Genomic DNA, 26,080 nt, shown 5'->3' on the forward strand with positions numbered 1-26,080 from the left:
ACAATCATTTTTCGGAAATCATCGTTATACCGTTTCCCATTATTTTTCTTACTCATCGGACACATCCTCCTTAAAAGTCATTGTATAAATTTAACTTAGATGTGTCCATGAAACTATACTAGCATCACAGTGTCGATGTGAAAACATATGAAATTCATGACTAACTTAAAAGAAGGGGTGCCAAATGAAGAAGTTTACAACGCTTTCCAAATTTGCAGATGCAGGTACTGCCGCAGTGGTTAGGGCAGACTTCAAGGAAGGGGCAACAAAGATTCCTGATAATACACGGCCATACATGCAAGAAGTCTTTAAAGTAAGGGGAACGTGGATATGAAGAAAATCGTTACATTGGGCGAAATTTTATTACGTCTTTCTGCCAAAGTTGGTGTACGCCTTGAGCAATCCGATCATCTTCTTGTAAATTACGGTGGGGCAGAGGCAAATGTCAGTGCTTCCTTAGCTCATTTGGGAATGGATGTCTATTTTGTAAGTAAAGTACCTAATAACGCGGTTGGAAGAGGGGTAGAAAGACATTTAAAAGCAAATGGAGTCCGTACAGATTATTTAATCAAAAATGGGGACCGTTTGGGAACTTATTATATTGAGCCTGGGGTAGGTGGAAGAGGCACGCAGGTTACATATGATCGCAAGCACTCTAGTTTTTCACAGATGAAGTTGGATGAAATCGACTTTGACGCTATTTTTGAAGGGGCTTCACTTTTCCATGTAACAGGCATAACGCCAGCTCTTTCAACTAGTTTAAAGGAAATCACAACCTATTCATTAAGGAAAGCAAAAGAAATGGGAATTTTAACAAGTCTTGATTTTAATTATCGTTCTAAACTTTGGAGTCAGGAAGATGCTGCGGCAACACTAAAACCTCTACTCCCTTATGTGGATGTATGTTCTTGTGGGGAATTGGATGCACTTCATATATTAGGGATTCCTGAGGCAGCTAGAGATATGAATCAATCAGAAAAACTAGATTACTATTACAAAAGTATTCAAGCTCAATATCCAAATATAACCTATTTTTGTTCTACATTTCGGGAAGTCCTATCAGCATCTACGAATACACTGCAGGGGAATTTTTATATGGAAGGTGAGCTCCATCAGTCAAAAATATTCCATATTGATCATATGGTTGATCGCGTGGGTGGTGGAGATGCCTTTGCAGCGGGCATTTTATATGGATTATTAACCGATATGAGCCCGGAACAAGTTGTTTCTTTTGCAACAGCCGCATCCGCCCTAAAACATACCGTTTATGGGGATGTAAATCCATTTTCGAAAGAAGAAATCACGGCATTCGCCGAGCAAAAATCAGGGGAAGTTAATCGATAATAAAGTAATGAAATTAACGAGCAAGGAGGGAAAACCCCATCACTAACAAGTATTGTTCTATCAAATTTCACCTCTGCCCCTCCTTGGAGGTATGTAAAGTGAAGTGGATGTACGAAAAGTCGAGAGATCATAGAAAACGTAGATCCAAAGTGGGGTTGGATGTACGAAAAGTTGAGAGAACATCGAAAACGTAGATTCAAAGTGGAGTTGGATGTACGAAAAGTCGATAGAACATCGAAAACGTAGATCCGAAGTGGGGATGGATGTACGAAAAGTCGAGGGATCATCAAAAACGCAGAGCCAAGGTGGGGTTGGATGTACGAAAAGTTGATAGAACATCGAAAACGTAGATCCGAGTGAAATGTTTGCGAAGAAGAATCTAGGTTCTCTAGACGGAGGAGTGGTCAAAAAGAGATCAAAGGAACATCATTATTTTATCTATATTATTTGCTGGTGAAAATTAAAAGTAGATAAAAGTTCAAGTCATTTAAAATTTTTACAAGAAAGTCACTTTGATTTTGCTCGGTTTCGCAAATATATGCAACTTTGAGTAAAGTGTAAGAAGGGGATCATTTTATCATGATTCCCTTCATAATGTAGTAGGAAAAAGTAATGATTAAGACCCTACTATTTGCGTTTGCCCTTTATTAATTACATACAATCTACGTTAATTAGTAAAAATAGATGGAATATAAACATAGGTCCGAAGACTTTGTATATTCGATGGACAAACTAATAAATCGTTGTTATAATAAATCCCAAAGTTTAGTGATTAAATATTTAAACCATATAGATGATTACACAGTAGATTTCTATTCTTTTAGATTAGAACTAAATAATTTAGTGTAACGCAATTTTTCAAACAATGCGGGCTGTCAGGTGTATATACGGACTTTTATTAAGACCTTTTTAACAAGTGATACACATTTAAAATGATAGCGCATTCATATTAATCTCAGTAAAAACTCTACATTCCTTCCAGCAAAGATCACCACTAAAACAATCTTACTGTACTGTTTGATCGATAGAATTGAATTTCTAAGAATCCAAAGTGTATTTCCGTATCTCACTTCCATACATATACCGATAAACTTTGTCCTTAGATCGTCTAAAGCATCCTTAAAGAAACGTAAATTTATTTTAGGGGGTGATATACATATAGAATTATTTCTTTTGTTTCTCCAATAAATAAAAGGGTGGTGTAGAAATGCGAAAAAAGTTTTTATTTGTATGTATCATTGTTCTTCTAAGTTTGTCTCTTATTCTTTCTGGATGTTCATTGTCAGCATCCAATGAAAAGAAGCAGGAACTGACCATCTGGACTTTTACGGATGAAGCTAAATACGCCGTAGAAAAATTTAAAGAAAAAAATCCTGATATACATGTCAATCTTCTATTTATTACAAATGATAATTACGTACAAAAACTGATTTCTGTTTTACAGGTAGAGAAAAATGTACCAGATATTTTCTTTGTAGAGAATACGTATTGGCCGCAAATTAAGGAAATACCGCGCCTAGAAAATTTATCACAGGCACCCTATAACGCTGAGGAAATTCTGAAGCAGCAGTTCCAATATATTCAGGATATGGAAAAGGATGAAGACGGGATTATTAGAGGGTTAGGGTACCAGGGAACACCGGGAGCTTTCTATTATCGGAGAGACCTTACAAAAGAATACTTAGGTACGGATGATCCTGATGAAGTAAGCGAAATGATTAATAGCTGGGATAAAATCATGGAAATTGGCGAAAGGGTTTATGAAGAGAGTAATGGAGAGGTTCACGCCCTATCAAGTTGGAGTGATATTAACATTGTAGAAAGCTCGAATGTTAAAGAACCCTGGGTCGTGGATGGAAACCTAGTGATTGATTCTGTCCGCCTTAATGAATTGGATTTAGTAAAGGAAGCAAGGGAAAAAAATGTGGAGGCAAAATATGAGTCATGGGGACCGGCATGGACAGCTTCGATGCAAAAAGGGTCTGTTATGTTTTATGCAGAGCCAACATGGGGATTGCCACATATTTTTGAAAAAAATGCCCCCGAGACTTCAGGAAAATGGGGATTAGCTCATGGACCGAAAACATTTAGTGGTGGGGGCACATTTTTAGCTATGTATAACAACAGTAAAAATAAAGACCTAGCTTGGGAATTTATGAAGTTTTATACGTCTGACCCGGAATTTTCAAAGGAACTAGCTAAAAGCCAACAGTATTTTCTAAGTAATAAAGATATTGATTCTGAATTGGCTCCCAAATTAACGTCCGAATTCTTAGGTGGGCAAAAATACTTTGAGTTTTTCGTAGAGGCAGGGGAGCAAGTACCTTCAGCACCACAAACAAAATATGACAATGATATCAATGGATTGTGGAGTGACAAAGTGAATAATTACTTGAATGGAAGGTACAAAACGAAAGAAGAAATGCTTGAGTCATTCAAAACGGAAGTCGGTCATAACTTCCCTGAAATTAATGTGGATTAAGCAAGGATTAAAGTTGTATATTTCGGTAAAGGAGGAATGAGTATGTTTTCAAAGCTTTTACGAAAGGATCATTATGGGTATGTGTTTATCGCACCATTTTTTATTATTTTCCTGATTTTCGGATTGTATCCGATTGTATACTCTTTCTATTTAAGTTTTACCGATTGGGATGGTTTTGGTACCCCAGTCTTAGTTGGCTTTGAGAATTATCAACGACTTTTTGGCGATTTTTTCTTTTACAAATCATTGTTTAATACACTACTTATATGGGGAGTCTCGGTTATTCCACAATTAACCGTTAGTCTTGTACTCGCTGTAATTCTTCATGAAAAGTTTGTTAAAGGAAAAAGTATTTTTCGGGCTGTATTTTTCTTTCCAAACATTGTGACAGCTGCCTCATTGGGGCTTTTAGTTGGATTAATTTTTAGTTGGCAAACGGGGAGTTTCAACCAATTATTAATGAGTCTTGGCTTTATTCAGGATCCTATTCATTGGGCTGATAAGCCAATATTTATGAGGATATTAGTTTCATCCATTCTCTTTTGGCAGTATTTTGGCTATTCCATGATTATCTATATTGCAGGTCTTCAGGGAATTTCAAAAGATTTATTAGAAGCTGCCGAAATTGATGGCGCTTCCAAAGTGAAAGTCTTTTTCCATATTACATTACCACTTTTAAGACCCATCATTCTCTTCCAGGTCATAACTTCCATTATTGGTGGTATGCAAATATTTGATCAACCATATACCTTGACAGATGGTTCAGGGGAACCAGACAAAGCCACCTTAACAAGTGTGATGTATTTATATGAGACCGCCTTTACAAGATATCAATATGGTTACGGTTCGGCGATCGCATTCGGGTTGTTTATCGTGATTGTGATCTTTTCAATTTTGTCCTTTGCTGTTACAAATCGAAGATCAAATACTGAAAATATCCAAGGGAGGTCATAAAAGATGGCGCAAAAGGCAGTGCAAACAAAAATTGGCCGACCACTTCGGAATTCTAAAAAGATGAAACCAAGTCATATAATCATTCATGTTTTACTCATATGTCTATCCATTATTTGTATCGTTCCCTTCTATATTATGATTATTTATGGGACACATACTAATGCTGATATTGCTTCTAAGTTCATCTTTCTACCTGGACATGCCTTAATCGAAAATTACCAATCGATGAATGAGAATATTAATATATGGCGTGGCTTTTTGAATAGCTTGATTATCTCTACTTGTTCAACCGCGCTAACGCTTTATTTTGGAGCTTTAAATGCATATGGGTTTGCTAAATATAAATTCAAAGGGAATAAAGTGTTATTCTGGTTTGTATTAGCGACGATGATGGTTCCCCAGCAGCTCGGACTTGTGGGCACTTTCCGGATTATGTATATTTTGAATTTATTGGATACCTATGCAGCATTGATATTACCTGCGGCTGCCAATGCCTTTGCCGTTTTCTTTGTCAAACAATTTATTGATGGGACCATCCCAGATGAAATTATGGAGTCGGCAAGGGTAGATGGAGCAGGAGAATTTAAAACATTTAATCGGATTATTTTGCCTATGCTTTTACCGGCATTGGCCGCATTAGGCATTTTTGCTTTTATCGGTTCCTGGAATAACTTTATCGGACCATTGGTCTTACTGTTTTCCAATCAAAAATATCCACTGCCTTTGTTAGTTCAACTTCTTCAAGGTTACTATGGAACAAATTACGGTGTTCAGTATTTAGGTGTCGCTTTGTCTGTTCTACCGATTATTATTGTTTTTGCTCTATTTTCTAAGCGAATTATCGGTAGTGTCGCGATTGGAGCAGTAAAGGGCTGATCTAAAGAAAATAAGGGGATTTGACACAAATTGCTGTCAAGTCCCCCAAAAGGAAGAGTGATCGATTCATGCAATTAAATGGACTCATGAAGGTGGTCTACCAAGCGGGAGAATGGGTGATCAAACTTGTCTATGCTAATGTACTATGGTTGATTTTCACCCTATTAGGGCTAGGAATTTTTGGGATTATGCCAGCAACGGTTGGTTTATTTACCCTTTTGCGGCAGTGGATTATGGGGAATGAAACAGAATCAGCCTTGCAAATCTATTGGAATAGTTTTCGACGTGAATTCTTTAAGGCCAATCTATTTGGTTTGTTATTTTTAGTAGTCGGCTATATATTGAGAATCGATATTATTTATTTTAAAACTTCTTCTCATTTCCTATTTCAAGCCCTTCTTATTGTCATGTTTTGTTTAGGGGTATTATATTTTATTACTTTATTAAACTTTTTCCCTGTGTATGTTCACTTTGAAATTTCCTTTTTTGCGTATTTTAAATATGCTTTGCTAATTGGAATTTCCCAACTTTCATCAACACTTATGATGATCCTCGGTTGTATCGTGATTTTCTGTTTATATTGGTATTTTTCCGGGCTCATTCCATTGCTTTGCGTGAGCTTATTTAGTCTAAATCTTATGTGGTTTGGTTATCGATCGTTTAAGAAAATTGAATATGAACAACAGGCAATGACAACACGTATTTAAAAAACTGAAATACACTATGAACTAGAGTTTCTCATAATTTTAGAGGGATTTTCCCAACTTTCTCCTATTTGTAATTGGTCATGAGTGAAAGGATACCCTAGCATATATACGTTAACGATCTTAATTGTTCATTAAATACGCGCTTACGTCGATTCACCGTCGCTAAGCTATCTATATGGTCGTTGTCCCAAAGAGAGATTCATACTATAGTTTTATAGGTATTCCCTTTTGCGAGAGCAAATAGAAAAAATCCGGTCATACCTGCTAGATTACTTTCTCCTCTATACAATGCCTTCATGATTAGACAAACTTACAAGGAGGACTAACAACTATGAAAATTTTCAAGGAAATAACTGGACTGAGTTTAGCCACTCTTTTAGCAGTTGGACTGGCTGCCTGTGGGAGCAGTGCCGCAAAAGAAAATGATGCACAAAAAGGTCAGACTGTTGGTGACCAAGTAGACTATACAATCGTTGGAACCGATCCTGGCTCTGGGCTTATGCAAGCAACAGAAAAAGCGCTTGAGGAGTATGATCTTTCTGATTGGGAGTTGGTTTCGGGATCTGGGGCATCTATGACGGCTGCTTTGAAAAGGGCTTATGATAAAGAGGAGCCGATTGTATTTACGGCATGGAGTCCACATTGGAAGTTTATAAAATATGATCTCAAATTCTTAGATGATCCTAATTTATTATATGGAGATGCAGAAGAAATCCACACACTCGCTAGAAAGGGATTAAAAGAGGACAAGCCTGAAGCCTACACCATATTGGAACGTTTTCATTGGGATACAGAGGACATGGGAGAAATTATGGTCGCCATTGAAGATGGGGAGGACCCAGAAATGGCAGCACAGGCTTGGGTAGATGATAATAAGGAAAAGGTTGCAGAATGGACAAAAGATGTACCTAAAGTGAAGGGGGATAAAATTAAACTCGCATATGCTCCTTGGGATAGTGAAATTGCTAGCCATTATATGATGAGGCAGGTATTAGAAGGGATGGGATACGACGTCACCATATCCTCTGTAGAACCTGGACCAATGTTTGCGGGTGTTGCGGATGGCAGTGCTGATGCCACATTGGCTGCTTGGCTTCCGATCACACATAAAAATTACATCGAAAAATATGAGGGTGATTTGGACGATCTTGGTGTAAACATGGAGGGTGTACGACAAGGTTTAGCAGTTCCGACTTATATGGAAGATGTAAATTCTATTGAGGATTTAAAAGATTAAACTGCCCATGATTAAGTAGACAGCGGAAATAATAAAAATGATTTAGGCGGCCTTAGCTTTATTTTCTATAAAGCTAAGGCCGCTCATCTTTCCTGGCATCTATCACTTTGATCTTTTTGTGTAATCATAGAAATTCATATACCGTCTTGTTTTAGGAAAAAGCTTATCTATTTTTCATCGTAAAAGTAACAACGTTGTTAAAATAAACTTAATTTTGTATAGTAAGAGTATACAAAAGATTAAAAAGAGGAAGAAAATAATTTTGTAAGGTAAGTAGTTAGGGGGATATTAATAATACCTTGCTTTGATTGAAAAGGAATTTTGAAAGCGCTGTCCATTGAGGAACTTGCAATTGAAGAAAGGGTGGATTAAAAGATGGAGTTTGGTTATTCATTTGTACCGAAGATTGAGAATAAATATGACAAAGAGAAATGGCATGGTTTTTCTGTTCCGCCAAATCCATCGAGATATGAAGATTTAAGAGACTCTTGGCCTGGTGATTATTTTCTGACACCTGTGCCAACGCTTTTGATGGACGTACCGAATGGGAATTACAAGGTTACCCTGACACTGGGCTCTCCCGATCAAGCGGCCATCACGACGGTGAAGGAGGGATTGGGTCATCTAAAGCTGTATGAAGTAAGGACAGAGACAGGGGAGTCCTTAACTAAAACCTTTGCCGTACATATTGATGACGGGCAATTAAAGCTTGCATTTGGCGGTATAGCTCCCAGTGTGCAGCATGTTGAAGTGAAACGGATGATGAGCATTCTCACGATGTTTCTTGCCAGTGATTCTACGGTAACAGATCAGCCATCCGGCCAATTCCCTTATTCAGGTTGGGGACAAATGATTGGCTTGTTTCTAGATGAAGGTATTGCTGTTGCGAATCATGCACGTTCTGGTAGAAGCAGCAAAAGCTTTATTGCGGAAAGTCGTTTAAATCGTATTGCCAAAAAGATGTATAAAGGCAACTATCTTCTCGTTCAATTTGCCCATAACGATGAGAAAGATAATGTGGGCGGCACCAAGCCCTTTACGACGTATCAGGATTATCTGAAGCGATACATTAATCTTGCCCGCGAGATCGAAGCCCATCCAATACTTGTTGCACCCATGCATCGCCGTTTCTTCGAAGAGAATTGCAGCATCAAGAATACCCATGGGGATTACATCGAAGCAATGAGGCAACTAGCTCAGCAAGAAAAGGTACCGTTTGTCGACTTAGCGGCGTTAAGCAAAGTATATTTTGAGGAACTAGGGATAGAGCGTTCTAAGGAAGTGTTTTTGTGGGCAGAACCAGGACAATATAAAAACCTTCCAGAAGGTGCGCAAGATAATACCCATTTTTCTGAATCAGGTGCGATTGAAATTGCAAGGCTGGTCGCTAAAGGTATTCTGGAGGCGAGAGTTGAGCCATTAAGCTCTCATATACTTAAAGATATGGAATCACCGTTGATTAGGTAAGGACCTAGATAAAAATGACCGCTCATAATGAATGATATGAGGAGATTTTCCTGATTTCAGCATTTGTGTAGATATTAAAAAATATAATTTTAATCTATGAGGTGACAAAATGTTTGATCTGAAAACTTTTCAAAATCCAGATGCCAAATACGGGATTCACCCATTCTGGTTTTGGAATGGGGAGATGTCAGAAAAGGAAATAGAGCGGCAAATTAAAGAGATGGCAGATAAACGGGTGACAGGCTTTTTCTTATGTGCACGTCAAGGAATGACAGTGCCTTATTTATCAGATGAATGGTTTCAAGAAGTGGAGTATGCGGTTGAAATAGCTGCTAAGTATCATATGGAGGTTTGGTTGTATGATGAATATCCCTACCCAAGTGGGATGGCTGGAGGCGAAGTGACATTAGAGCATCCAGATGCCAAACAATCGATTTTACATCACTCTGTTGAAAAAATAGAGGGCGGGAAAATAGTGCAAATTGAATTATCATGGGGGAAAGTGCTGTTTGCGAAGGCTGTGCCGATAGATCCCCAGACGAAAGCTCCTATTTGGAATGATGCGATCGATGTGAAAGAATATATCGGGAATATTCAGGTTGATCCTGTTTACCAGAAGACTGGGCTAACAGCTTATAATCAAAAGCGTTTTTTCACCTATAATCCGAAGAAAATGTTGAATTGGACGGCTCCTGATGGGGAGTGGGAAATCCATTGTTTTCTTGAAGGAGAAATTAATGATTTTAAATATTATGGAACTTTTGTAGATCCTTGCCACACGGAAGCAATGACGACTTTTATACAAACGACTCATGAGCGCTATGCACAGAAACTGAAGAAACATTTTGGGAAAACCATTAAAGGAATGTTTACAGATGAAATTCATTTATTAGGACGTTATCCTTGGTCACCACGCTTTGTATCCTTTATACAAGAAAAATATGGCTATGATATTCGTGAGTATTTACATTTGCTTCTTTACCAAGATGGTGATTTAGCTCCGAAAATCCGTTACCATTATTTCCAAGCCAACCATCTTCTTTTCAGGGAAGCGTATCATAAGCAAGTGCATGATTGGTGTGAACAGTATGGATTAGAGTATGTGGCTGAAGTCCCGTCTGTCAGGATGGCAGGGCAAACATATAGCCATGTTCCTGGTGGGGATAGTGCTCATGAAAAATTAGGTCGACCATTAGATTGGATTTTAAAGCGCTATTTTTATAGTTTACGAGCGAATCCAAAAATGATTAGTTCTCTAAGCAACCAGCTTGGAAGAGACCGGGCATTAATTGAAAGTTTCCATAGCGTCGGCTGGTCGATGACTTTACAGGATGCGAAATGGATGATTGATCGTTTAGCAGCATTTGGAGTTAACTTTTTTAATTTTCATGCTTTCTTTTATACTTTGGATGCGATGGTCAAGCATGATGCTCCACCTTCCCAATTCTTACAAAATCCATATTGGCAACATTACCGAATGCTAGGAGATTATACAGCAAGAATGAGTTATCTTATGAGTGAAGGGACGCCTGTACGCCCGATTGCTGTGCTTGATCCAACAACAAGTTTGTGGACACATATGGGGAATCCATTCTCTTCTTTTGCCTACACAGGTAAAGATGAAGCAGAGAAAGAGAAATTAGAACAATTAAAACAGCATTGGGCAGATCTATGTTTTCAATTAACGACTCATTACGAAGATTATGATCATCTTGATCCGGAATTATTAGAGAGAGCGGAAATTTCTGATGGGCAAATGACGATAGGGAAAGCTAAGTATTCTATTCTAATAATCCCGCCAATCACAAATTTGGAAACGGATGCTTGGCAGAAAATCAAGCAGTTTATTGAGGCAGGTGGAACGGTTATTGCTAATGGTCTTCTCCCTTATGAAAAAATCGATGAGGAGGAAGGAATTTTTGCAGAAATTAAGATGACCTTTGGGTTAGCTTCAGAAGCAAAAATTGATTTCTGGGAAGGTGAGCAGCAGGACTTACTCACTTATTATACTAAGGGCAAGAAAAATGCCTTCTTCATCCCTTGTACAGTGGGTCAACCTTTACAAGAAAGAATGCAGGCCTTGTTTAAAATTGTTGATCAATATTTGCAGGGAGGTATCCAGTTCAAAGTGGATGATGATGCCAAATCTTTTTTACTGCAACAACGTCGCTTTGATGATGGGGCAGAGGTCGTCTTCATAAGCAATCAAGAGGGGGATACACACCAAGCCGAATTGTTTATAAAACGAAATGATATAGAGATTTCAAAATTGAATTTGGAAACAGGACTTGAAGAACTATTGCATGCTACTTGGTCTGAAGATGGTTGGAAACTTGGGTTAGAATTTGCCCCTTATCAATCCTATCTGATTCAGATCAAAGAAAATCAGGTAGAAATGGTAGACTCTTTCACTGCGGATGAGCCCGCAGTTTTGGATATAAATACTGCGGACAATTGGGACATGAAGCCATTGCAAGAGAATATGTTAAGATTGGCTGAATTTAATCTAGAGTTACTGACGCACGGAGAAGCTACCTGTACTGTGCAGGCAAAGACTTTTATTGATCAATGTGAGGATCTAGCCAATAAACATACACTGCCAGTACAATTCAGACAAACATTTGGAACACCAATGAAGGTGAAAATGGCCTATCCAATCGATGTGTGTTATCAAACAGCATTTAAGGTTGAGAGACTTCCATCACATTGTTTACTAGTCATGGATTGTCAAGCAGTTCAAGGTGAGCTGGAAATTTCTATTAATGGATCGATTGTGGGTCAGGATCGTTTCCACCAGAAATTTGTCTACGATCATAACAATGTTGTTTGTGATATTCAATCACTGATAAAACAAGGAGAAAATACTGTCGAGATAAAAGGGAAGATTCATCATGACTGGGAAGGTGTTGTCGATCCACTGTATTTAATGGGAGACTTTGGTGTTGATTTTTCTAATAATCTACAACCAGTTTTGACGGATCTGCCTAAAAATGCCCCAACGATTGTTGGGCCTTACAAAGGATTGCCATATTATGCGGGAGCTGTTCGCTTCCAGAGGAAGGTTCAAATTGATAGATTACCAGAGACAGCCAATTTTACATTGCGATTTTCTGAGTTTGAATATTTTCATGAATGTGCTGAGGTCATGGTGAATGGCCATTCTCTTGGTGTTAAAGCATGGTCTCCATATAAATGGGAGGGGAAAACAAGCATCTTGTCAGAAGGGGAAAATATCGTTGAAGTGAAAGTGACGAATACATTAATCGGACTTTTAGAGGGGAAATATTTTGATGATGACTCACATACTTTAAAAGATGTACGCAAGATAGAAAAAGAAGATCTTCATCGCAAGGGGCGTGAATCGATTGAGCAAAAGTAAAAATAAAAGACCAAATGTCGTTGTCTTTTTCACAGATCAACAACGTTGGGATACGACAGGTGTACATGGGAATCCTCTAGATTTAACACCTAATTTTGACCGGATGGCTCAAGAAGGAACGCATCTTTATAATACTGTTACATGTCAGCCAGTTTGTGGACCTGCCCGTTCCGCTTTTCAGTCTGGACGTTATCCGACTCAAACAGGGTGCTATCATAATGGAGTACCATTGCCATCTGACACAAAAACGCTGGCTCAACAATTCAAAGATGGAGGCTATCAGACAGGTTATATCGGCAAATGGCATCTCGCAGCGGAAGAACCCGTGAGTGTAGAAAGAAGGGGTGGGTATGAATATTGGTTAGCTTCGAATGCCTTAGAACACACATCTGAAGCCTATCAAACTACCCTTTATAACAATGATTGTGAACCAGTAGAGTTACCCGGATATCGTGTGGATGCGTTGACTGATGCCGCTATACGCTACATCGATCAACATCAAGATAATCCATTCTTTCTCTTTGTCTCATATCTTGAACCCCATCATCAAAATCGAATCGATGATTATCCAGCACCTGATGGTTACCGCGAGAAATATACATCAAGATGGACGCCGCCTGATCTTGCTGCTCTTGGTGGTACGGCACAACAACATTTAGGAGGCTATTATGGAATGGTGAAACGACTGGATGAAGCGCTGGGAAGATTGATGGATGCATTGAAAAGTCTTGGTTTATATGACGATACGATTTTATTATTTACATCGGACCATGGTTGCCATTTCAAAACGAGAAACAAGGAGTATAAACGTTCTTGCCATGAAAGTTCCATTCGTATACCTGCAGCGATTACTGGACCTAGATTTAGGCAAGGGGGGCAGAAAAAAGAATTAGTAAGTTTAATTGATTTCCCCCCAACATTAATTGATGCAGCAGGTCTGGAGGTTCCAGAGGAGATGATGGGACGTTCGATTTTGCCACTGATACATGGGGGAAATGGGGATTGGCAGGAGGATGTCTTTATCCAAATTAGTGAGGCACAGGTGGGAAGAGCGATCCGCACACAGAAATGGAAATATAGTGTTTCTGATCCAACAAAAGACCCTGTACATGATTCTAAATCAGATCATTATACCGAGGAATTCCTTTATGATTTGGAGGCAGATCCGTATGAATTAACGAATTTAATTGGCCTTAAATCTCATCAAGAGGTGGCTCATAAGCTACGGGAGCGTTTACTACGAAGAATCGAAGAAGTCGAAAATGACCGACCACTGATTGAACAGGCACCAATCAAAGGAAGTGGACAGCGCAGAGTGACAGAAAAAGAAGTCTTTATGTAAAGTACACTTCTTTGGGAGTTTTAGATGAAGTTAACAAATGGCATGAGAGAATCGAGAGAAAAGAAATGCCTCACATCAAGTTGCAAAATAGATATCTAGATGAAGGGAGTTAAAGTCAAACAATTGAATTCAAAAGTTTTAAAGTAAATTTCTTAAAATCAAATTGGAGGTTAACAATGACAAAAGGAAAAGTTTGGTCCCCAGAATGGTCACAATACAACGACCGATTTACAGGTGTTCCGATTACACAATTAACCAATTATACAGGACATAGTCATCATTTATATTTTACAGAAAACGGCTGGTATGATAATGAGAATAAACTATTATTCTGCTCCGATAGGGAAAATAAAACAAATTTATTTCGAATGGATCTTCAAACAGGTGAGATGCTGCAGTTAACTGATTATGACACAACATATGATATGTCGGCTTGTTTGCATCCTAATGAAAAACAAGCTTATTTTAGAAGAAAAAATAAAATCATTGAAATTAATCTCGAGACATTGAAGGAAAGGATGGTTTATGAGGGCCCCGAATCCCTTGTTGGCGGAAATATTAATTGTACCGCTGACGGTCAGTATATCATTACTTGTATGCGTGAAGACTTTTCCGATCAAATCCAAATTGACTTAAAAAATGGCTATATCGGTCATCGGGAATTAATGGAGGTAAGGCCAAAATCACAAATTCTCCAGATTTCAATTGCAGATGGAACAGCTAAAGTGGTGTTTGAGGAAGAAAACTTCATTACGCATATTAATACATCGCCAACAAAGAAAGATTTGATTACATTTTGCCATGAAGGACCATGGCAATTAGTGGACCATTGTATTTGGGGTTTGAATCTTCGAACAGGAGAAGTATGGAAAATTCGGGAGCGAAAAGAGCCTTTGGAAATGGTTGGCCATGAATATTGGCATGCAGACGGGGAGACGATTGGTTATCATGGCTTTCGTGCCAATGGGACTGCCTTTTTTGGGAAAATAAGTTTCGATAATCAGCATATGGAAGAGGTAGAATTTCCATTCCGAAATTGGCATGCCCAATCCAATGATTTTTCCAAGATCGTTGTTGATGGCCGTGCACCACTAGATAAACTGATTGTTTGGAGCCAAGAGAATGGGGAGTTTACAAAACCAAAAGTATTATGTGAACATCGCTGTAGTTTTCATGTCCAGAAAGTACATGCCCACCCAAGATTTAGCCCAGGTGGGGATAAATTATTATTTACTAGCGATAAAAATGGCTATGGGAATTTATACTTGGTTAACTTGCCTAATGATTTTAATTCACTGCCTAATTATGAAATAAAAAATTAAATCTAGCCTTGATTCACACTTGTTTTCAGTCCTAAAGAGTTGTTGTTAAACTTTTAAGAACTTGAAATTTAGGTAGAAATGCATTTATGGAAAAATTTGATTAACGAGGTACTAGAAATAAGGGTTTCATAATCAATAAGATATTGCTCTTCTTTCTTGATTTTCCCAAATCTGGAGGAAATCTTCTTTTTTCATTTTTTCCCTTTGGTTAGACCAACAGTCGTTGTAATAGTAATACGTTTGGTCAAATCCTGTTAGGACTAGGGCGTGCACGGTAAAGCCATGCAAAGGTGAGACCCAAACAACAATGGGCTTTTTCTCATTTAATTGTTGTTCTAATGCCAGAAGATCAAGACCTGTTAAATCTCGAACATTTCCTGTATATTTTATAATCAGTTCTAAAAGAGCTTGCGGATAAATGGTCCAGCCTGATGTTTCATAGGGATTACCCACATAACCTTGCGTAGGATCAGATGCATGCAAAGGCATTTCCTTTGCTAATGTCATTTTGTCTACTTCAATCCCACTGAACTGCAATATCATCGTGACAGCCGTAATTTCGCAACCTGTTGGTAACTCTGGAAGTTGACTGATAAGAGGCACATTTAGTTTCAATAAAATCACCTTTCTTGTCCATAGTAATTATTTGACGGAGCATTGTAAATCAAGACATTTCTGCAAGAATCGTCTACTGATCGTATTAGACACCTGCTTGTAAAGATTGATCATCTCCATATATTCCATTCACCATCCCAGCAAAAAATCCCTTTTATAAGAGAGCGGGTGGACGAGTTATCTCATCTTGATTGGATTGATCGTGAGCTAGTGATTCAAGCCCTCCAACAGTATTCGAATAAGATTGTTGGTTTAAAAGCACGGATCAGCCGTAGTGTTGTGGGCGAGAGCGGGATTGAACCCTTACATATTGCTAGGCAGCTATCAAGCGAAACTTCTCTGCCATTGATGGTTCATATTGGATCTGCTCCACCGAAAATCGAATCAATACTCGCCCTTTTGAAAAAAGGGGATGTGATTACCCATTATTTAAATGGGGAGCCACTTCCTGAATTCCTTGATGCTATCCAACGCGGTGTCCATCTCGATGTCGGCCATGGAACAGCTAGTTTTTCCTTTAAAGTGGCAGAAGCTGTGAAGCGACATCATATCGGTCTCCATACGATTAGTACCGATATTTATCGCGGAAATCGGATCAATGGCCCTGTTTTTAGTATGGCTAATGTATAATCTAAATTTCTCGATTTAGGTTATTCTCTTGCTAGAATTATCCGGTGTTCATGATCGTTCTCTGTATCAACTTATTTCAGAGCAGGGGATTTATTTAAGTAAATTTCAAGATCAATTTGCTGTCGCTCAGGCACCTGAACATGAAGAAAAGCATTTAGGCGTAGAAAAAGGCACTCCATTATTAAAACGAATGCGCTTTTCTTTTGATGACCAGGGAAATCTGATTGAATACAGTGAAGGGGATTATAAGACTGGTGAACATCATTATGTAGTCAATTACGATGGATCAAAGAAAAACTAAGGCTTTATCCCATTACAATGGGATAAAGCCTTAGTTTATGGTTTCTAGAAAGTCCAGTAAAATTTTAAAACATACCTCAGGATCAACCTACATCGATGTCGCAAGTCATTTCTTCCTGTGATCAAATTAAGTTTTTGTTTATTTTTCATTAAGGAGTAGCGCTAATATTTCGGGAATGACTCTTTAATTTAGCTACTTTATACTTCAAATTCCTTAATTTTAGCATCCGGGTTTAACACTTCTTCCGGCTTAAACTCTGCTAGCGGATCTCCATTTTTGACTTTGTTGACCCAATCATGGTTAGATAAGGCCCCTTTACCCAAGGTAACCAAATCAGCATCCTCATTCTCGATCATTTCCCTTGCTCTTGTTGGATTCTCTAAGTGACCATTGGCTATTACGGGAACCCCTCCATATTTTTTTGCCAGGGAGGCAAGTGATGCCCCGGTAGAATCGAATGCAGGCTCCCATGCTTTATATTCCGTCACATGGATAAAGTCAAGACCAGCCTGTCCTAATTGACCAAAGATGATTTCAGCATCTTTTTCTTTTCTCGCCCATTTATGTTCGTTATCATTTATTTTTCCTTGTGAAATGCGGATTCCGACAGTAAAGTCCTGCCCAACGGCCTTCCGGACGGCCTTAGAAACCTCAACTAATAAACGGACGCGATTTTCCGTAGATCCCCCGTATTCATCTGTACGCTCGTTCGTATAATCGGTCAAGAACTGATCCAGTATATAGCCATTTGCTCCATGAATCTCTACTCCATCGAAACCAGCAGATTGGGCATTTTTGGCCGCATTCGCAAAACCATTAATGACCTCTGTGATTTCATCTTTAGTCGCTTCTTTGGGAGTCGGAAAAGCCCCTTTCCCCCGTAGATCTCCATTTGCTCTCCTTTCGGCGGAACAGCAGAAGGAGCAATTGCTTCATTCACAAAGCGGTTTCCCTGTGAAAGGGCCCCTGCATGCATAAGCTGTGCAAAAATTTTCGACCCGGCTTGATGAACAGAATCTACCACTTTCCTCCAAGCCTGTATTTGTTCCTTATAAACAATACCTGGCTGATTCAAATAACCTTGACTATACTTATCATCCGGATAAATTCCCTCCGTTATAATCAGCCCAAAACCGCCATTTGCAAATGATGTGTAATAGGAAACCATTTGGTCAGTCGCAAGCCCCTCCGATGTAGCGCTTGTCCGTGTCATTGGAGCAACTCCTACCCGGTTATCTAGTTTCATATTTCCCAATGTCAATGTTTTAAATAGCAAATCTTCGTTTGTCATCATGTAAACCCCCTTCGTATTCAATACCATATACAGTATTTACTTTTATGAAATAAATTAACAACCATCTATATCACAGGCCATACCTTCCGTTAAAATAACCGACTTTTGTCTATTTAATTCATCGTTAATGATTTGTTCCAAGGTTTCCTTTGAACGTATCCCCGCGATCGTTGTATCTCCAATGACAAATGTCGGGACGGCGGTAACATTTGCCTCCTCATAAGCATGTTTCAGTGCCTTTTTATGTGCTTCTTTGTATTTTCTTGTAGTTAAGGCATCCCGATAATCCTCTTCGTCCAACCCCAATTCACCAGCTAATTTTGTTAGTACATCAATGTTGCCAATATCTTGTTCTTCCTGGAAAAAAGCTCGCAGCATCCGGTCATTGTATTGATTACCTTTGCCTTTTTCCTTGGCATATTGATAACCTTCAAATGCTAAATGGCTGTATGGCTGGGGTGACACTCTCGGAAGGACTATGTCAATCCCCATCTGTTCAGCCATTGGATAAACGGACTGTTTCCACGTACTTTGTAAATAATGCCCTTCCGGCTTTAAGGTTTCATTTGGAGATGGACGCAGCTCATACGGCATCCACTCCACTTCTACATCTTTTCCTTTTATAGCTTCTTTAAGAGGTTGTTCTGCTAAAAAACAAAAAGGACATACATAATCTGAATACACCTTTATCTTTATCGACACGGTTATCACCTCCCATTCATAATTCGGGTTATATTGTAGATCAATGCGTCCCCATTTAAAGGGGAGACTGATCGGATGGAATAAACTTTCGCATATGCATGCTGTTCCATTGTATATGATCCACAAATGAACAGCAAAGTTTTAAAATGAGAGAGAATGGTTTTAATCAGTCCTATGCAACAAAAAGCTCAAAAACCGTCTTAAGCAATGTAAGAAAATCTAATATTCTATTGTAAAAGTAAAACATGCTATAATGGAAAAGACGATCATTTTAGAATGTAATGCTATGAAAGTAAATCTATTGGCATGGAGGTGCGGGAATGAAATCGTGTTGTCAAGTCCAACACCGTGATGGGAAAAAAGCAAGCTCGGTCAATCCGGATTTAAAAGAAAAAGCAGACTTTTCCAAGGAAAATATGGTCCTTCTTGAAGGTGGGGAATTTTTAATGGGGACGGAAGATACAGAAGGTTTTCCTGCTGATGGGGAAGGGCCAATTAGAAAAGTGAAGCTTGATCCCTTTTATATAGATCAATATGCGGTGACAAATGAGCGGTTTGCACAATTTGTAAATGAAACGGGTTATGTGACAGAGGCAGAGCAATTTGGCTGGTCATTCGTATTTCATTTGTTTTTATCAAAAGAAACATTAAATAAAATATCTCAACGACCTGTAGGGGTTCCGTGGTGGGTGCCAGTAGAAGGGTCTTATTGGCGGCATCCTGAGGGACCAGATTCAACCATTCAAGATCGGATGAATCATCCAGTGATTCATATTTCGTGGAATGATGCAAAGGCTTACTGCAAATGGAGCGGAAAAAGGCTCCCAACAGAGGCAGAATGGGAATATGCGGCCCGTGGTGGGTTCGTTCAAAAAAAATATCCTTGGGGCGATGACTTAATCCTAGGTGGGAAGCATCAATGTAATATCTGGCAAGGGAAGTTTCCTGTGAAAAACACGAAGGCAGATGGATATTTGGGTACTTGTCCTGTTGATAGTTTTTCTCCAAATGGTTATGGATTATATAATATGGTTGGGAATGTATGGGAATGGTGTGATGATTGGTTTAGTCCTACCTATCATTTAAACAATCGTACAGATAATCCAAAAGGACCTGACAAAGGTAGTAATAAATCAATGCGAGGCGGTTCGTATCTTTGTCATAAATCTTATTGTAATCGTTATAGAGTGGCTGCAAGAAGTTCCAACACCCCTGATAGTTCTACCGGAAATATTGGATTTCGTTGCGTAGGAGATGTAAACTAACTTCCTATGTTAAGTGAATAATAATTTTAAGATAACCTTCAGAAGGTGTTTATGAATAGAACACCATTTCTGGAGGTTAATCACGTTGGGGAGATATGAGATATGTCTTGACATGGTTAAAATAGAACGGGTACTATCATATTAATAATACATAAAGTAGATGGGTTTACATGGTTTTAAGATGGGGAACAAGAGTGGGAGGAGATGGAGAAAGTGAGGGATTTTTTAAGCGATAAAAGTGAAAAGAACCAATTAAAAAAGGCACTATATAAGTATATTCATCGAAAAAGAAGAATATCAAAAGCCGAGTTACTAAAGGAATTTCATGTGCCGAATACGACTATGACGCGGATGCTAGCTGAATTGACGGATAGAGGTTTAATTCGTCAAGCAGGGTTTGGTCATCCAACTGGGGGAAGGCCACCGGTTTTGTATGAAATCGTTTCAGATGCCGCTTACGTGATTGGAATTGAAATTGCTCGTACGGATGTAAGAGTGATGCTTCTAAATCTGAATTATGAAGTTATTGGGAACGACCGATTTTCATTCATGAAGCAACATACCCCGCAGGTGACGATTGAAAAGATCAATGATATGATCAGAGCACTTATGGAACGTTACCAAATCCCCTCTCTATTAGGGATTGGTATTGGGGCTGTTGGTCCCATTGACCGAGAAAATGGTGTGATCTTAAATCCTGAATCTTTTCCAGCTGAAGGATGGAGAGATGTTCCCATTGGGGAGATTTTACATAAAAGGTTCTCTGTTCCCGTTATTCTAAATAATGGAGCCAATACAGCGGCTGTAGCAGAATACTATGCTCGAAACGATCATGAAGAAAATATTTTATACTGTATTAGCGGATATGGCATTCGGTGTGGCTATATTCAGGAAGGACGTTTATTTAATCAAAAACAAGGAGATGCCACTTCCTATGAACATATTGTCGTTGAGGCAGAGGGTAGGGACTGCACCTGTGGGAGCAAAGGGTGTTTGAAAACGTACGTTTCCTTCGGGGCGATGTTGAACCGCTTAGATTCTCTTGGAATCCCTTCGACAATCGATGATTTATTAAACAGCAAGGAATCGTCAGTTAGAGAAATCATCATGGAATCAGCCCATTATTACGGCATAGGTATTGCCAATATGATCCATATTTTGCATCCTGACACCGTAATATTACACGGGAAATTAATTTACCATGATTCAGAGTACTATCAAGAAGTTGTTCAATCTGTGAACAAGCATATTTGTGCTCGCAATCACCCGATTACGATTCGGAAAGGAGTACTCGGGGAAAAGGCCACAAGTATTGGCGCTGCTATCCAAGTATTTGAACATTTTTTTGAATAAACAAAAAATGCCGCCCTGAACTGGGCATTACAACGACTTCTTTAAAAAGGTGAGAACACTTTAGTCTTACCTTTTATTTTCCGCTACTTTCATCCGTTTTGGTATAAAGTGTGTTATAATAGAAATAATATACGAGAAAACAGAAAGCTGGGTGTGGGTTGAAAAAAGATTGGTTGTTATACTTACAATTATTTTGGACTTTTTTAAAAATAGGCCCGATTACCTTTGGGGGCGGTTATGCGATGATTCCTTTAATTGAAAGGGAAGTCGTCGCCAAAAGGAAATGGGTAAAAATGGGGGAAGTATCTGATATGTTTGCCCTTGCAGGTACAGCTCCCGGGGCGATCGCGGTCAATGCAGCAACCTTTATTGGACATAAAGTTGCTGGTGTACGTGGTGCCATCGTTGCAATGGTTGGTGTTCTTCTTCCAACCTTTTTACTAGTCTTGCTGTTGAATTTAATTTTTCTTACATTAAAGGGAAATCCGCATGTTGCGGCTGCCTTTCAAGGAATTCGCGCGGCGGTTGTGGCGTTAATCGCTTATGCAGCGATTAAAATTGCGAAGACTTCCATTTTAGATAAATCAACTTTTGTTTTAATGGTTGCTATGGTCGTGATGATGGTTGTGTTCCATTGGCACCCTATTGTTGTTATAGTGAGTGGCGCATTGCTTGGGATTATGCTTGTAAAGGTAAAGGAATTACTTCATATTTCAGTTCCCCATAACTCCAAACAACCAAAGAAAAAAGAATCATATATAGAAGAACCTGAGGAAAAAATGAGTTCATAAGGGGGGAACAACATGCTGTTATTGGAATTATTTTTTGTGTTTTTCGTGATAGGTGCAGTCTCATTTGGCGGAGGATACGCGATGATCCCGGTGATCGGAACAGAAGTAACAAACCGAGGATGGCTCACAACATCTGAATTTACAGATATCGTTGCCCTTGCCGGAATGACGCCGGGGTCCATTGCCTCCAATAGTGCAACGGCCGTTGGCTATCAAGTGTCGGGTGTATCAGGAGCGATTGTTTCATCCATTGCGATTACCCTACCCTCTGTTCTCATTGTTCTCGTCATTGCGATCTTCTTCTATAAACTAAATCAAAATAAATGGGTCCAATCTGCTTTCTATGGTCTGCGTCCGATTGTGACAAGCCTAATCATTTATGCAGCCATCCATTTTGCTATTGCAAATGGTGTAGTATCCCTGCAACTTTCATGGGAAATGGTCAGCCTATTCTTAATTTTTCTGGGTTCACTGATCGCCTTATCCTATTTCAAAATTCATCCCACTCTCGTTATTATATGCGCGGGGGTGATTGGGGTTATGATTTTTTAAATGAAGGTTGCTGCGCTACTGTATGTGATAGATAAATCCTCTATTTATTCTTAGTACAATTTAAAAAAACGCGTACCACTCTTCACAAGTGATACGTGTTTTTTTAAGATTCCTCTTTCTCAATAATTCCATCAACTAGCTTTTCCGCAGCTCTTCTATAAAGATTACTCGCACTTACAAGGGAAGCGATTAGTAATGTCCGTTCCATCTCCGTTTTGTTTTTTCCATCGATTGTATCGATTTCTTCTTTTACTTCTTCCGCTTTTTGTCTAAGGTCATCTTGGAAGACAGCGATGTTTTTAAAAGAGAGTTGTAAGTAGCTCTCGTAAAATTCCTCTAGATTAAAATTATCATCCACAATTTCTTTATTAAGAATTTGTAAACAATCTTTAATATCTTTAATCGATAAGGCACCCTTCAGCTGATAAATTAAACTCATCAGCATGATATGTTCTTTTGAGTACTTTTTATTTTGGACGGGGAAAAAGAGTTTTCCTTTTGCGTAATTATTGACCATTGTTTTGGTCAATATTTTTTCTTTTTGTTCTCGTTTTGATTCTTTAAAACTCTCCTCAAATAATTCAATCACTTGATCAATATACAGGTCCATTTTTGGAATATCCTGAAGAGAAATGTGGTTCGTAAGGGCAAGACTGCTTATGAGTTCATCTATATTTTTCATCGTCATCTCCACCATATTATCCATTTTTCTTTATTTTATCCTATTGTTGATAAATGGTAAACTATTGACTACCTGAGTGAATAGGGGTATTATTATATGTAGTTATTAAAACTACTTATAGGAATGAGGGTATTTATTATGACACAGTATATTCGAGAGCCGTTTAATGCTTTATCCCACTTGGTTGGAGCTATTTTATCAGTCATTGGTTTGTTTGCGTTGGTGCTGAAGGTAGCGATGAATGGGGGATCTGGTTTACAATTAGGTGCTGTTATGATGTTTGGTTTATGTTTAATTTTATTGTATTCCGCCTCTACGGCTTATCATATGGCTGTCGCGAAAGATCGAGTGATTGCGTTATTAAGAAAATTCGATCATGCAATGATTTTCGCTCTGATCGCTGGTTCCTATGCGCCTTTTTGTTTAATTGCGTTAAATGGAAAAATCGGATGGACTGTCTTTTCGATTGTGACGGTTGTAGCCGTAAGTGGAATTTTATTTAAAATGATCTGGTTTCGCTGTCCAAGATGGCTTTCTACAGCGCTTTATATAGGATTAGGTTGGATCATCGTCATGGCTATTGTTCCATTAAGTTCAAATTTAGGAGCAAGTGGATTATTCCTGCTCATTTTCGGAGGACTTTTATATACCATTGGTGGGGTTATCTATGGTCTAAAACCAAAGTTTTTGGAATTTAAGCATTTGGGATTTCATGAAATCTTCCATTTATTTATCCTTGCGGGAAGCTTATGTCACTTTTTCTCCGTATATTATTTTGTGATCTAAAAGGTGCACCACCCGGTTTTTGACGGGTTATGTCAAATGATGCCTTTGGACAAAGTTTTGCGTTCTTCGGGTGGTGCCAGACTTTGCTGTAAATAAATCTTCATTAAATTCCACTGTTCATTTCTCCGTTCTTTATTAACATTTTTTGTAAGAGAAAATGGATTAGGTTATCTGGCCCAAGATTATATGCTTGTGCCATTAACCTAATTCCCATCAATATATTTTCGTCCTCCAGCATGTTAAATCATTTATGAATGACCGTTTCTTTTGTTTAGGTAAAATGATATATTAATATATATGGTGTGTTGAGGAGGATAAAGAATGGAAGTCGAAAAAACAAATAAGCCGATGTATGAACAAATTTATAATGATTTATGTGAGAGAATTGCCAAACAACATTATCGAGAAGGGGACCGTGTGCCTTCTGAGAAGGAATTGGCTGATTCCTATAATGTGAGTCGAATTACGAGCAAAAAGGCATTGGAGTTATTGGCCAATGATGGCTTGATTGTGAGATTACCCGGCAGGGGGTCGTTTGTGAGGAAAGAGACGGACCAAGAAAAACAGCCGGCCACCAAGTCCACCGCTCAAAAGGATATGAATCGTTTGTTGATCGGACTTGTGATGACAGATTTTGATTATAGCTATGGGACTCATATTGTCCATGGTGTTGAAGAAGCTGCAAGGGAACATGAATGCTTTCCGATTATTCGCCGGACGATGGGGTTGGTTGAAAATGAGGTGAAGGCGATTAAAGAATTGCTTCAGCTCGGGGTTGATGGTTTAATCGTATTTCCAGCCCAAGGAAAGTATTTTAATGAGGAAATTTTAAAGTTAGTGATTAATAAATTTCCGCTTGTTTTAATCGATCGATATTTCAAAGGTATTGCTGCCACCTCTATTAGTACGGATAATGTTCAAGCCACTAAAAAGGCGATCCGTTATTTATTTGAAGTCGGTCATCGACATATTGGTCTCATCTCTCCTCCGCCTATTGATACGACTGCGATCGAAGAAAGAATGGACGGATTTATCGAGGTGTATGATGAGAAGGGGTTAGCTGTCAATAAAGCACTTTGGGCAACAGATCTTACAAGCACTTTACCGAATGCATTTTCTCAGGAAAATATTCGACGAGATATCGAAAAGGTAAAGGAGCATTTAAAGAAAAACCCGGAAATCACAGCTTTGTTTGCAGTCGAATACAATCTGGCTTTAATCGCTAAAAAGGCGATTGAAGAATTACAGTTGAAAATCCCCGAAGACATTTCAATCATCAGTTTTGACAGCCCTGAGTTTCCGTTACAGGATGCTTATTTGTTTACTCATTTAAAACAACAAGAAAAAGAAATTGGTAGAAAAGCAGTTGAAAATATTTTAAAAATGAAGACACACTCATCTGTCTCCCCAAAACAGTTATTAGATGCAGAATTAGTCATTGGGGAATCCACAACTCATGTAAAAAAATGATAATTTTTGACGAATATAGTATATCAATACATATTGACATTGGTATTGGTATACTATTACTATATATGAAAGCGGTTTAATCCCCGTGTTTGGTAGAAGAGACCAGTTTAAAATGTCTCAAGGACTAAAGGTAAAGGGGCGGTATGTTGGGAAAACAAATCTTTAGAATCTAAGATTAGGAGGGATGAAGGTTTGGATGTAAAATTGGAGCAACCTTATATGGAAATGGCTGAGCGAACGTACAAGACACTAGTAAAATATTATTTTGTAAAGGAACAACGGCTTTTTCTAGAAAACTATGAGAAAAGATCAGATGATCGTGATTTTTCTTATCTTTGGCCGTTTTCTGGTGTTTTGTCTGCGGTCAATGCGCTTGCAAAAATGAAGGGGGAGGGAGAAAAATATCAAAAGGAGCTAATCCACGTACTAAACAGTCTAGAAAAATATCGAGACACAGATAGTGATCCCGCTGCTTATGATTCCTATGTAATCGAACAGGGGGGGAGGTTCGAAATTTTACGATGATAAT

At 38.6% G+C, this 26,080-nt stretch carries 22 protein-coding genes and 2 pseudogenes; 20 read left to right on the plus strand and 4 right to left on the minus strand.

The features are described from left to right. The first annotated feature begins 184 nt into the window (after nt 1-184). The 11 genes from KI363_RS01485 (at nt 185) to KI363_RS01535 (ending at nt 15,110) form a co-directional block, all read left to right on the plus strand. Nucleotides 185-334: a hypothetical protein gene (locus KI363_RS01485; RefSeq protein WP_212965071.1), complete on the plus strand. Its 150-nt coding sequence runs from the start codon at nt 185-187 to the stop codon at nt 332-334. Beyond that, entirely contained in the window at nt 331-1,344 is a 1,014-nt protein-coding gene (locus KI363_RS01490; protein WP_212965073.1) for a sugar kinase, read from the plus strand. The genes KI363_RS01485 and KI363_RS01490 overlap by 4 nt, the downstream gene beginning before the upstream one ends. Before the next feature lie 1,207 nt (nt 1,345-2,551). After that, entirely contained in the window at nt 2,552-3,826 is a 1,275-nt protein-coding gene (locus tag KI363_RS01495; RefSeq protein ID WP_212965075.1) for an ABC transporter substrate-binding protein, read from the plus strand. 42 nt (nt 3,827-3,868) lie between these two features. Beyond that, nucleotides 3,869-4,780 (plus strand): carbohydrate ABC transporter permease, encoded by a 912-nt coding sequence (locus tag KI363_RS01500; protein ID WP_158323052.1) that lies wholly within the window; start codon nt 3,869-3,871, stop codon nt 4,778-4,780. Between the two features lie 3 nt (nt 4,781-4,783). After that, nucleotides 4,784-5,656, plus strand: coding sequence for a carbohydrate ABC transporter permease (locus tag KI363_RS01505; protein WP_158323051.1), 873 nt, complete (start codon nt 4,784-4,786; stop codon nt 5,654-5,656). Between the two features lie 68 nt (nt 5,657-5,724). Further along, nucleotides 5,725-6,363 carry a YesL family protein gene (locus tag KI363_RS01510; protein ID WP_212965077.1) on the plus strand — a complete coding sequence of 213 codons (639 nt, stop codon included), beginning with the start codon at nt 5,725-5,727 and terminating at the stop codon, nt 6,361-6,363. A 337-nt stretch (nt 6,364-6,700) separates the two neighbouring features. After that, nucleotides 6,701-7,600, plus strand: a complete 900-nt coding sequence (locus tag KI363_RS01515; protein ID WP_212965343.1) for a glycine betaine ABC transporter substrate-binding protein — start codon at nt 6,701-6,703, stop codon at nt 7,598-7,600. A gap of 375 nt (nt 7,601-7,975) precedes the next feature. Continuing rightward, a complete protein-coding gene (locus KI363_RS01520; protein WP_212965079.1) occupies nt 7,976-9,067 on the plus strand; it encodes a rhamnogalacturonan acetylesterase in 1,092 nt (363 codons plus the stop codon). A gap of 109 nt (nt 9,068-9,176) precedes the next feature. Then, entirely contained in the window at nt 9,177-12,446 is a 3,270-nt protein-coding gene (locus KI363_RS01525; RefSeq protein ID WP_212965081.1) for a glycosyl hydrolase, read from the plus strand. Beyond that, a complete protein-coding gene (locus KI363_RS01530) occupies nt 12,433-13,788 on the plus strand; it encodes a sulfatase family protein (RefSeq protein WP_212965083.1) in 1,356 nt (451 codons plus the stop codon). Before KI363_RS01525 ends, KI363_RS01530 begins: the two co-directional genes overlap by 14 nt. Nucleotides 13,789-13,964: 176 nt before the next feature. Then, on the plus strand, nt 13,965-15,110 hold the full coding sequence (locus KI363_RS01535) for an oligogalacturonate lyase family protein (protein ID WP_212965085.1): 1,146 nt from the start codon (nt 13,965-13,967) through the stop codon (nt 15,108-15,110). A gap of 132 nt (nt 15,111-15,242) precedes the next feature. Here the strand turns inward: KI363_RS01535 and KI363_RS01540 are convergent, their stop codons facing one another. Further along, nucleotides 15,243-15,725, minus strand: coding sequence for a C39 family peptidase (locus KI363_RS01540; protein WP_212965087.1), 483 nt, complete (start codon nt 15,723-15,725; stop codon nt 15,243-15,245). Nucleotides 15,726-15,887: 162 nt separating this feature from the next. Here KI363_RS01540 and KI363_RS01545 point away from each other — a divergent pair. Together KI363_RS01545 and KI363_RS01550 are read left to right on the plus strand one after the other, a co-directional pair. Then, nucleotides 15,888-16,352 (plus strand): annotated as a pseudogene (locus tag KI363_RS01545) (amidohydrolase family protein); the annotation flags it as partial. 31 nt (nt 16,353-16,383) lie between these two features. Then, nucleotides 16,384-16,656, plus strand: coding sequence for a UTRA domain-containing protein (locus KI363_RS01550; RefSeq protein WP_246516677.1), 273 nt, complete (start codon nt 16,384-16,386; stop codon nt 16,654-16,656). 197 nt (nt 16,657-16,853) lie between these two features. Here KI363_RS01550 and KI363_RS01555 read toward each other — a convergent pair. Continuing rightward, nucleotides 16,854-17,947 (minus strand): annotated as a pseudogene (locus tag KI363_RS01555) (NADH:flavin oxidoreductase). Nucleotides 17,948-18,004: 57 nt separating this feature from the next. Further along, nucleotides 18,005-18,652 carry a DsbA family oxidoreductase gene (locus KI363_RS01560; protein ID WP_158323045.1) on the minus strand — a complete coding sequence of 216 codons (648 nt, stop codon included), beginning with the start codon at nt 18,650-18,652 and terminating at the stop codon, nt 18,005-18,007. A gap of 320 nt (nt 18,653-18,972) precedes the next feature. On the opposite strand from KI363_RS01560, the gene KI363_RS01565 reads away from it, so the two are divergent. The 4 genes from KI363_RS01565 to KI363_RS01580 all read left to right on the plus strand — a co-directional run bounded on the left by KI363_RS01565 (nt 18,973) and on the right by KI363_RS01580 (nt 22,613). Continuing rightward, entirely contained in the window at nt 18,973-19,917 is a 945-nt protein-coding gene (locus KI363_RS01565) for a formylglycine-generating enzyme family protein (RefSeq protein WP_212965089.1), read from the plus strand. A 213-nt stretch (nt 19,918-20,130) separates the two neighbouring features. Then, nucleotides 20,131-21,270, plus strand: a complete 1,140-nt coding sequence (locus KI363_RS01570; protein WP_212965091.1) for an ROK family transcriptional regulator — start codon at nt 20,131-20,133, stop codon at nt 21,268-21,270. A 158-nt stretch (nt 21,271-21,428) separates the two neighbouring features. Beyond that, nucleotides 21,429-22,061: a chromate transporter gene (locus tag KI363_RS01575; protein ID WP_212965093.1), complete on the plus strand. Its 633-nt coding sequence runs from the start codon at nt 21,429-21,431 to the stop codon at nt 22,059-22,061. Between the two features lie 12 nt (nt 22,062-22,073). Then, on the plus strand, nt 22,074-22,613 hold the full coding sequence (locus KI363_RS01580) for a chromate transporter (RefSeq protein WP_246516679.1): 540 nt from the start codon (nt 22,074-22,076) through the stop codon (nt 22,611-22,613). Nucleotides 22,614-22,716: 103 nt separating this feature from the next. On the opposite strand, the gene KI363_RS01585 is transcribed toward KI363_RS01580, so the two are convergent. Then, complete coding sequence (locus KI363_RS01585) at nt 22,717-23,295, minus strand: DUF1836 domain-containing protein (RefSeq protein ID WP_212965095.1); 579 nt, start codon at nt 23,293-23,295, stop codon at nt 22,717-22,719. A 138-nt stretch (nt 23,296-23,433) separates the two neighbouring features. Here KI363_RS01585 and trhA point away from each other — a divergent pair, with 138 nt between their 5' ends. The 3 genes from trhA (at nt 23,434) to KI363_RS01600 (ending at nt 26,076) form a co-directional block, all read left to right on the plus strand. Next, nucleotides 23,434-24,081 carry a PAQR family membrane homeostasis protein TrhA gene (gene trhA, locus KI363_RS01590; RefSeq protein ID WP_212965097.1) on the plus strand — a complete coding sequence of 216 codons (648 nt, stop codon included), beginning with the start codon at nt 23,434-23,436 and terminating at the stop codon, nt 24,079-24,081. A gap of 321 nt (nt 24,082-24,402) precedes the next feature. Further along, nucleotides 24,403-25,551, plus strand: a complete 1,149-nt coding sequence (locus KI363_RS01595; protein ID WP_212965099.1) for a GntR family transcriptional regulator — start codon at nt 24,403-24,405, stop codon at nt 25,549-25,551. 192 nt (nt 25,552-25,743) lie between these two features. Continuing rightward, a complete protein-coding gene (locus tag KI363_RS01600; protein ID WP_212965101.1) occupies nt 25,744-26,076 on the plus strand; it encodes a hypothetical protein in 333 nt (110 codons plus the stop codon). The last annotated feature ends 4 nt before the right edge of the window (nt 26,077-26,080 follow it).

It is taken from the genome of Lederbergia ruris, assembly GCF_018332955.1.
Lineage (GTDB): Bacteria > Bacillota > Bacilli > Bacillales > Bacillaceae_C > Lederbergia > Lederbergia ruris.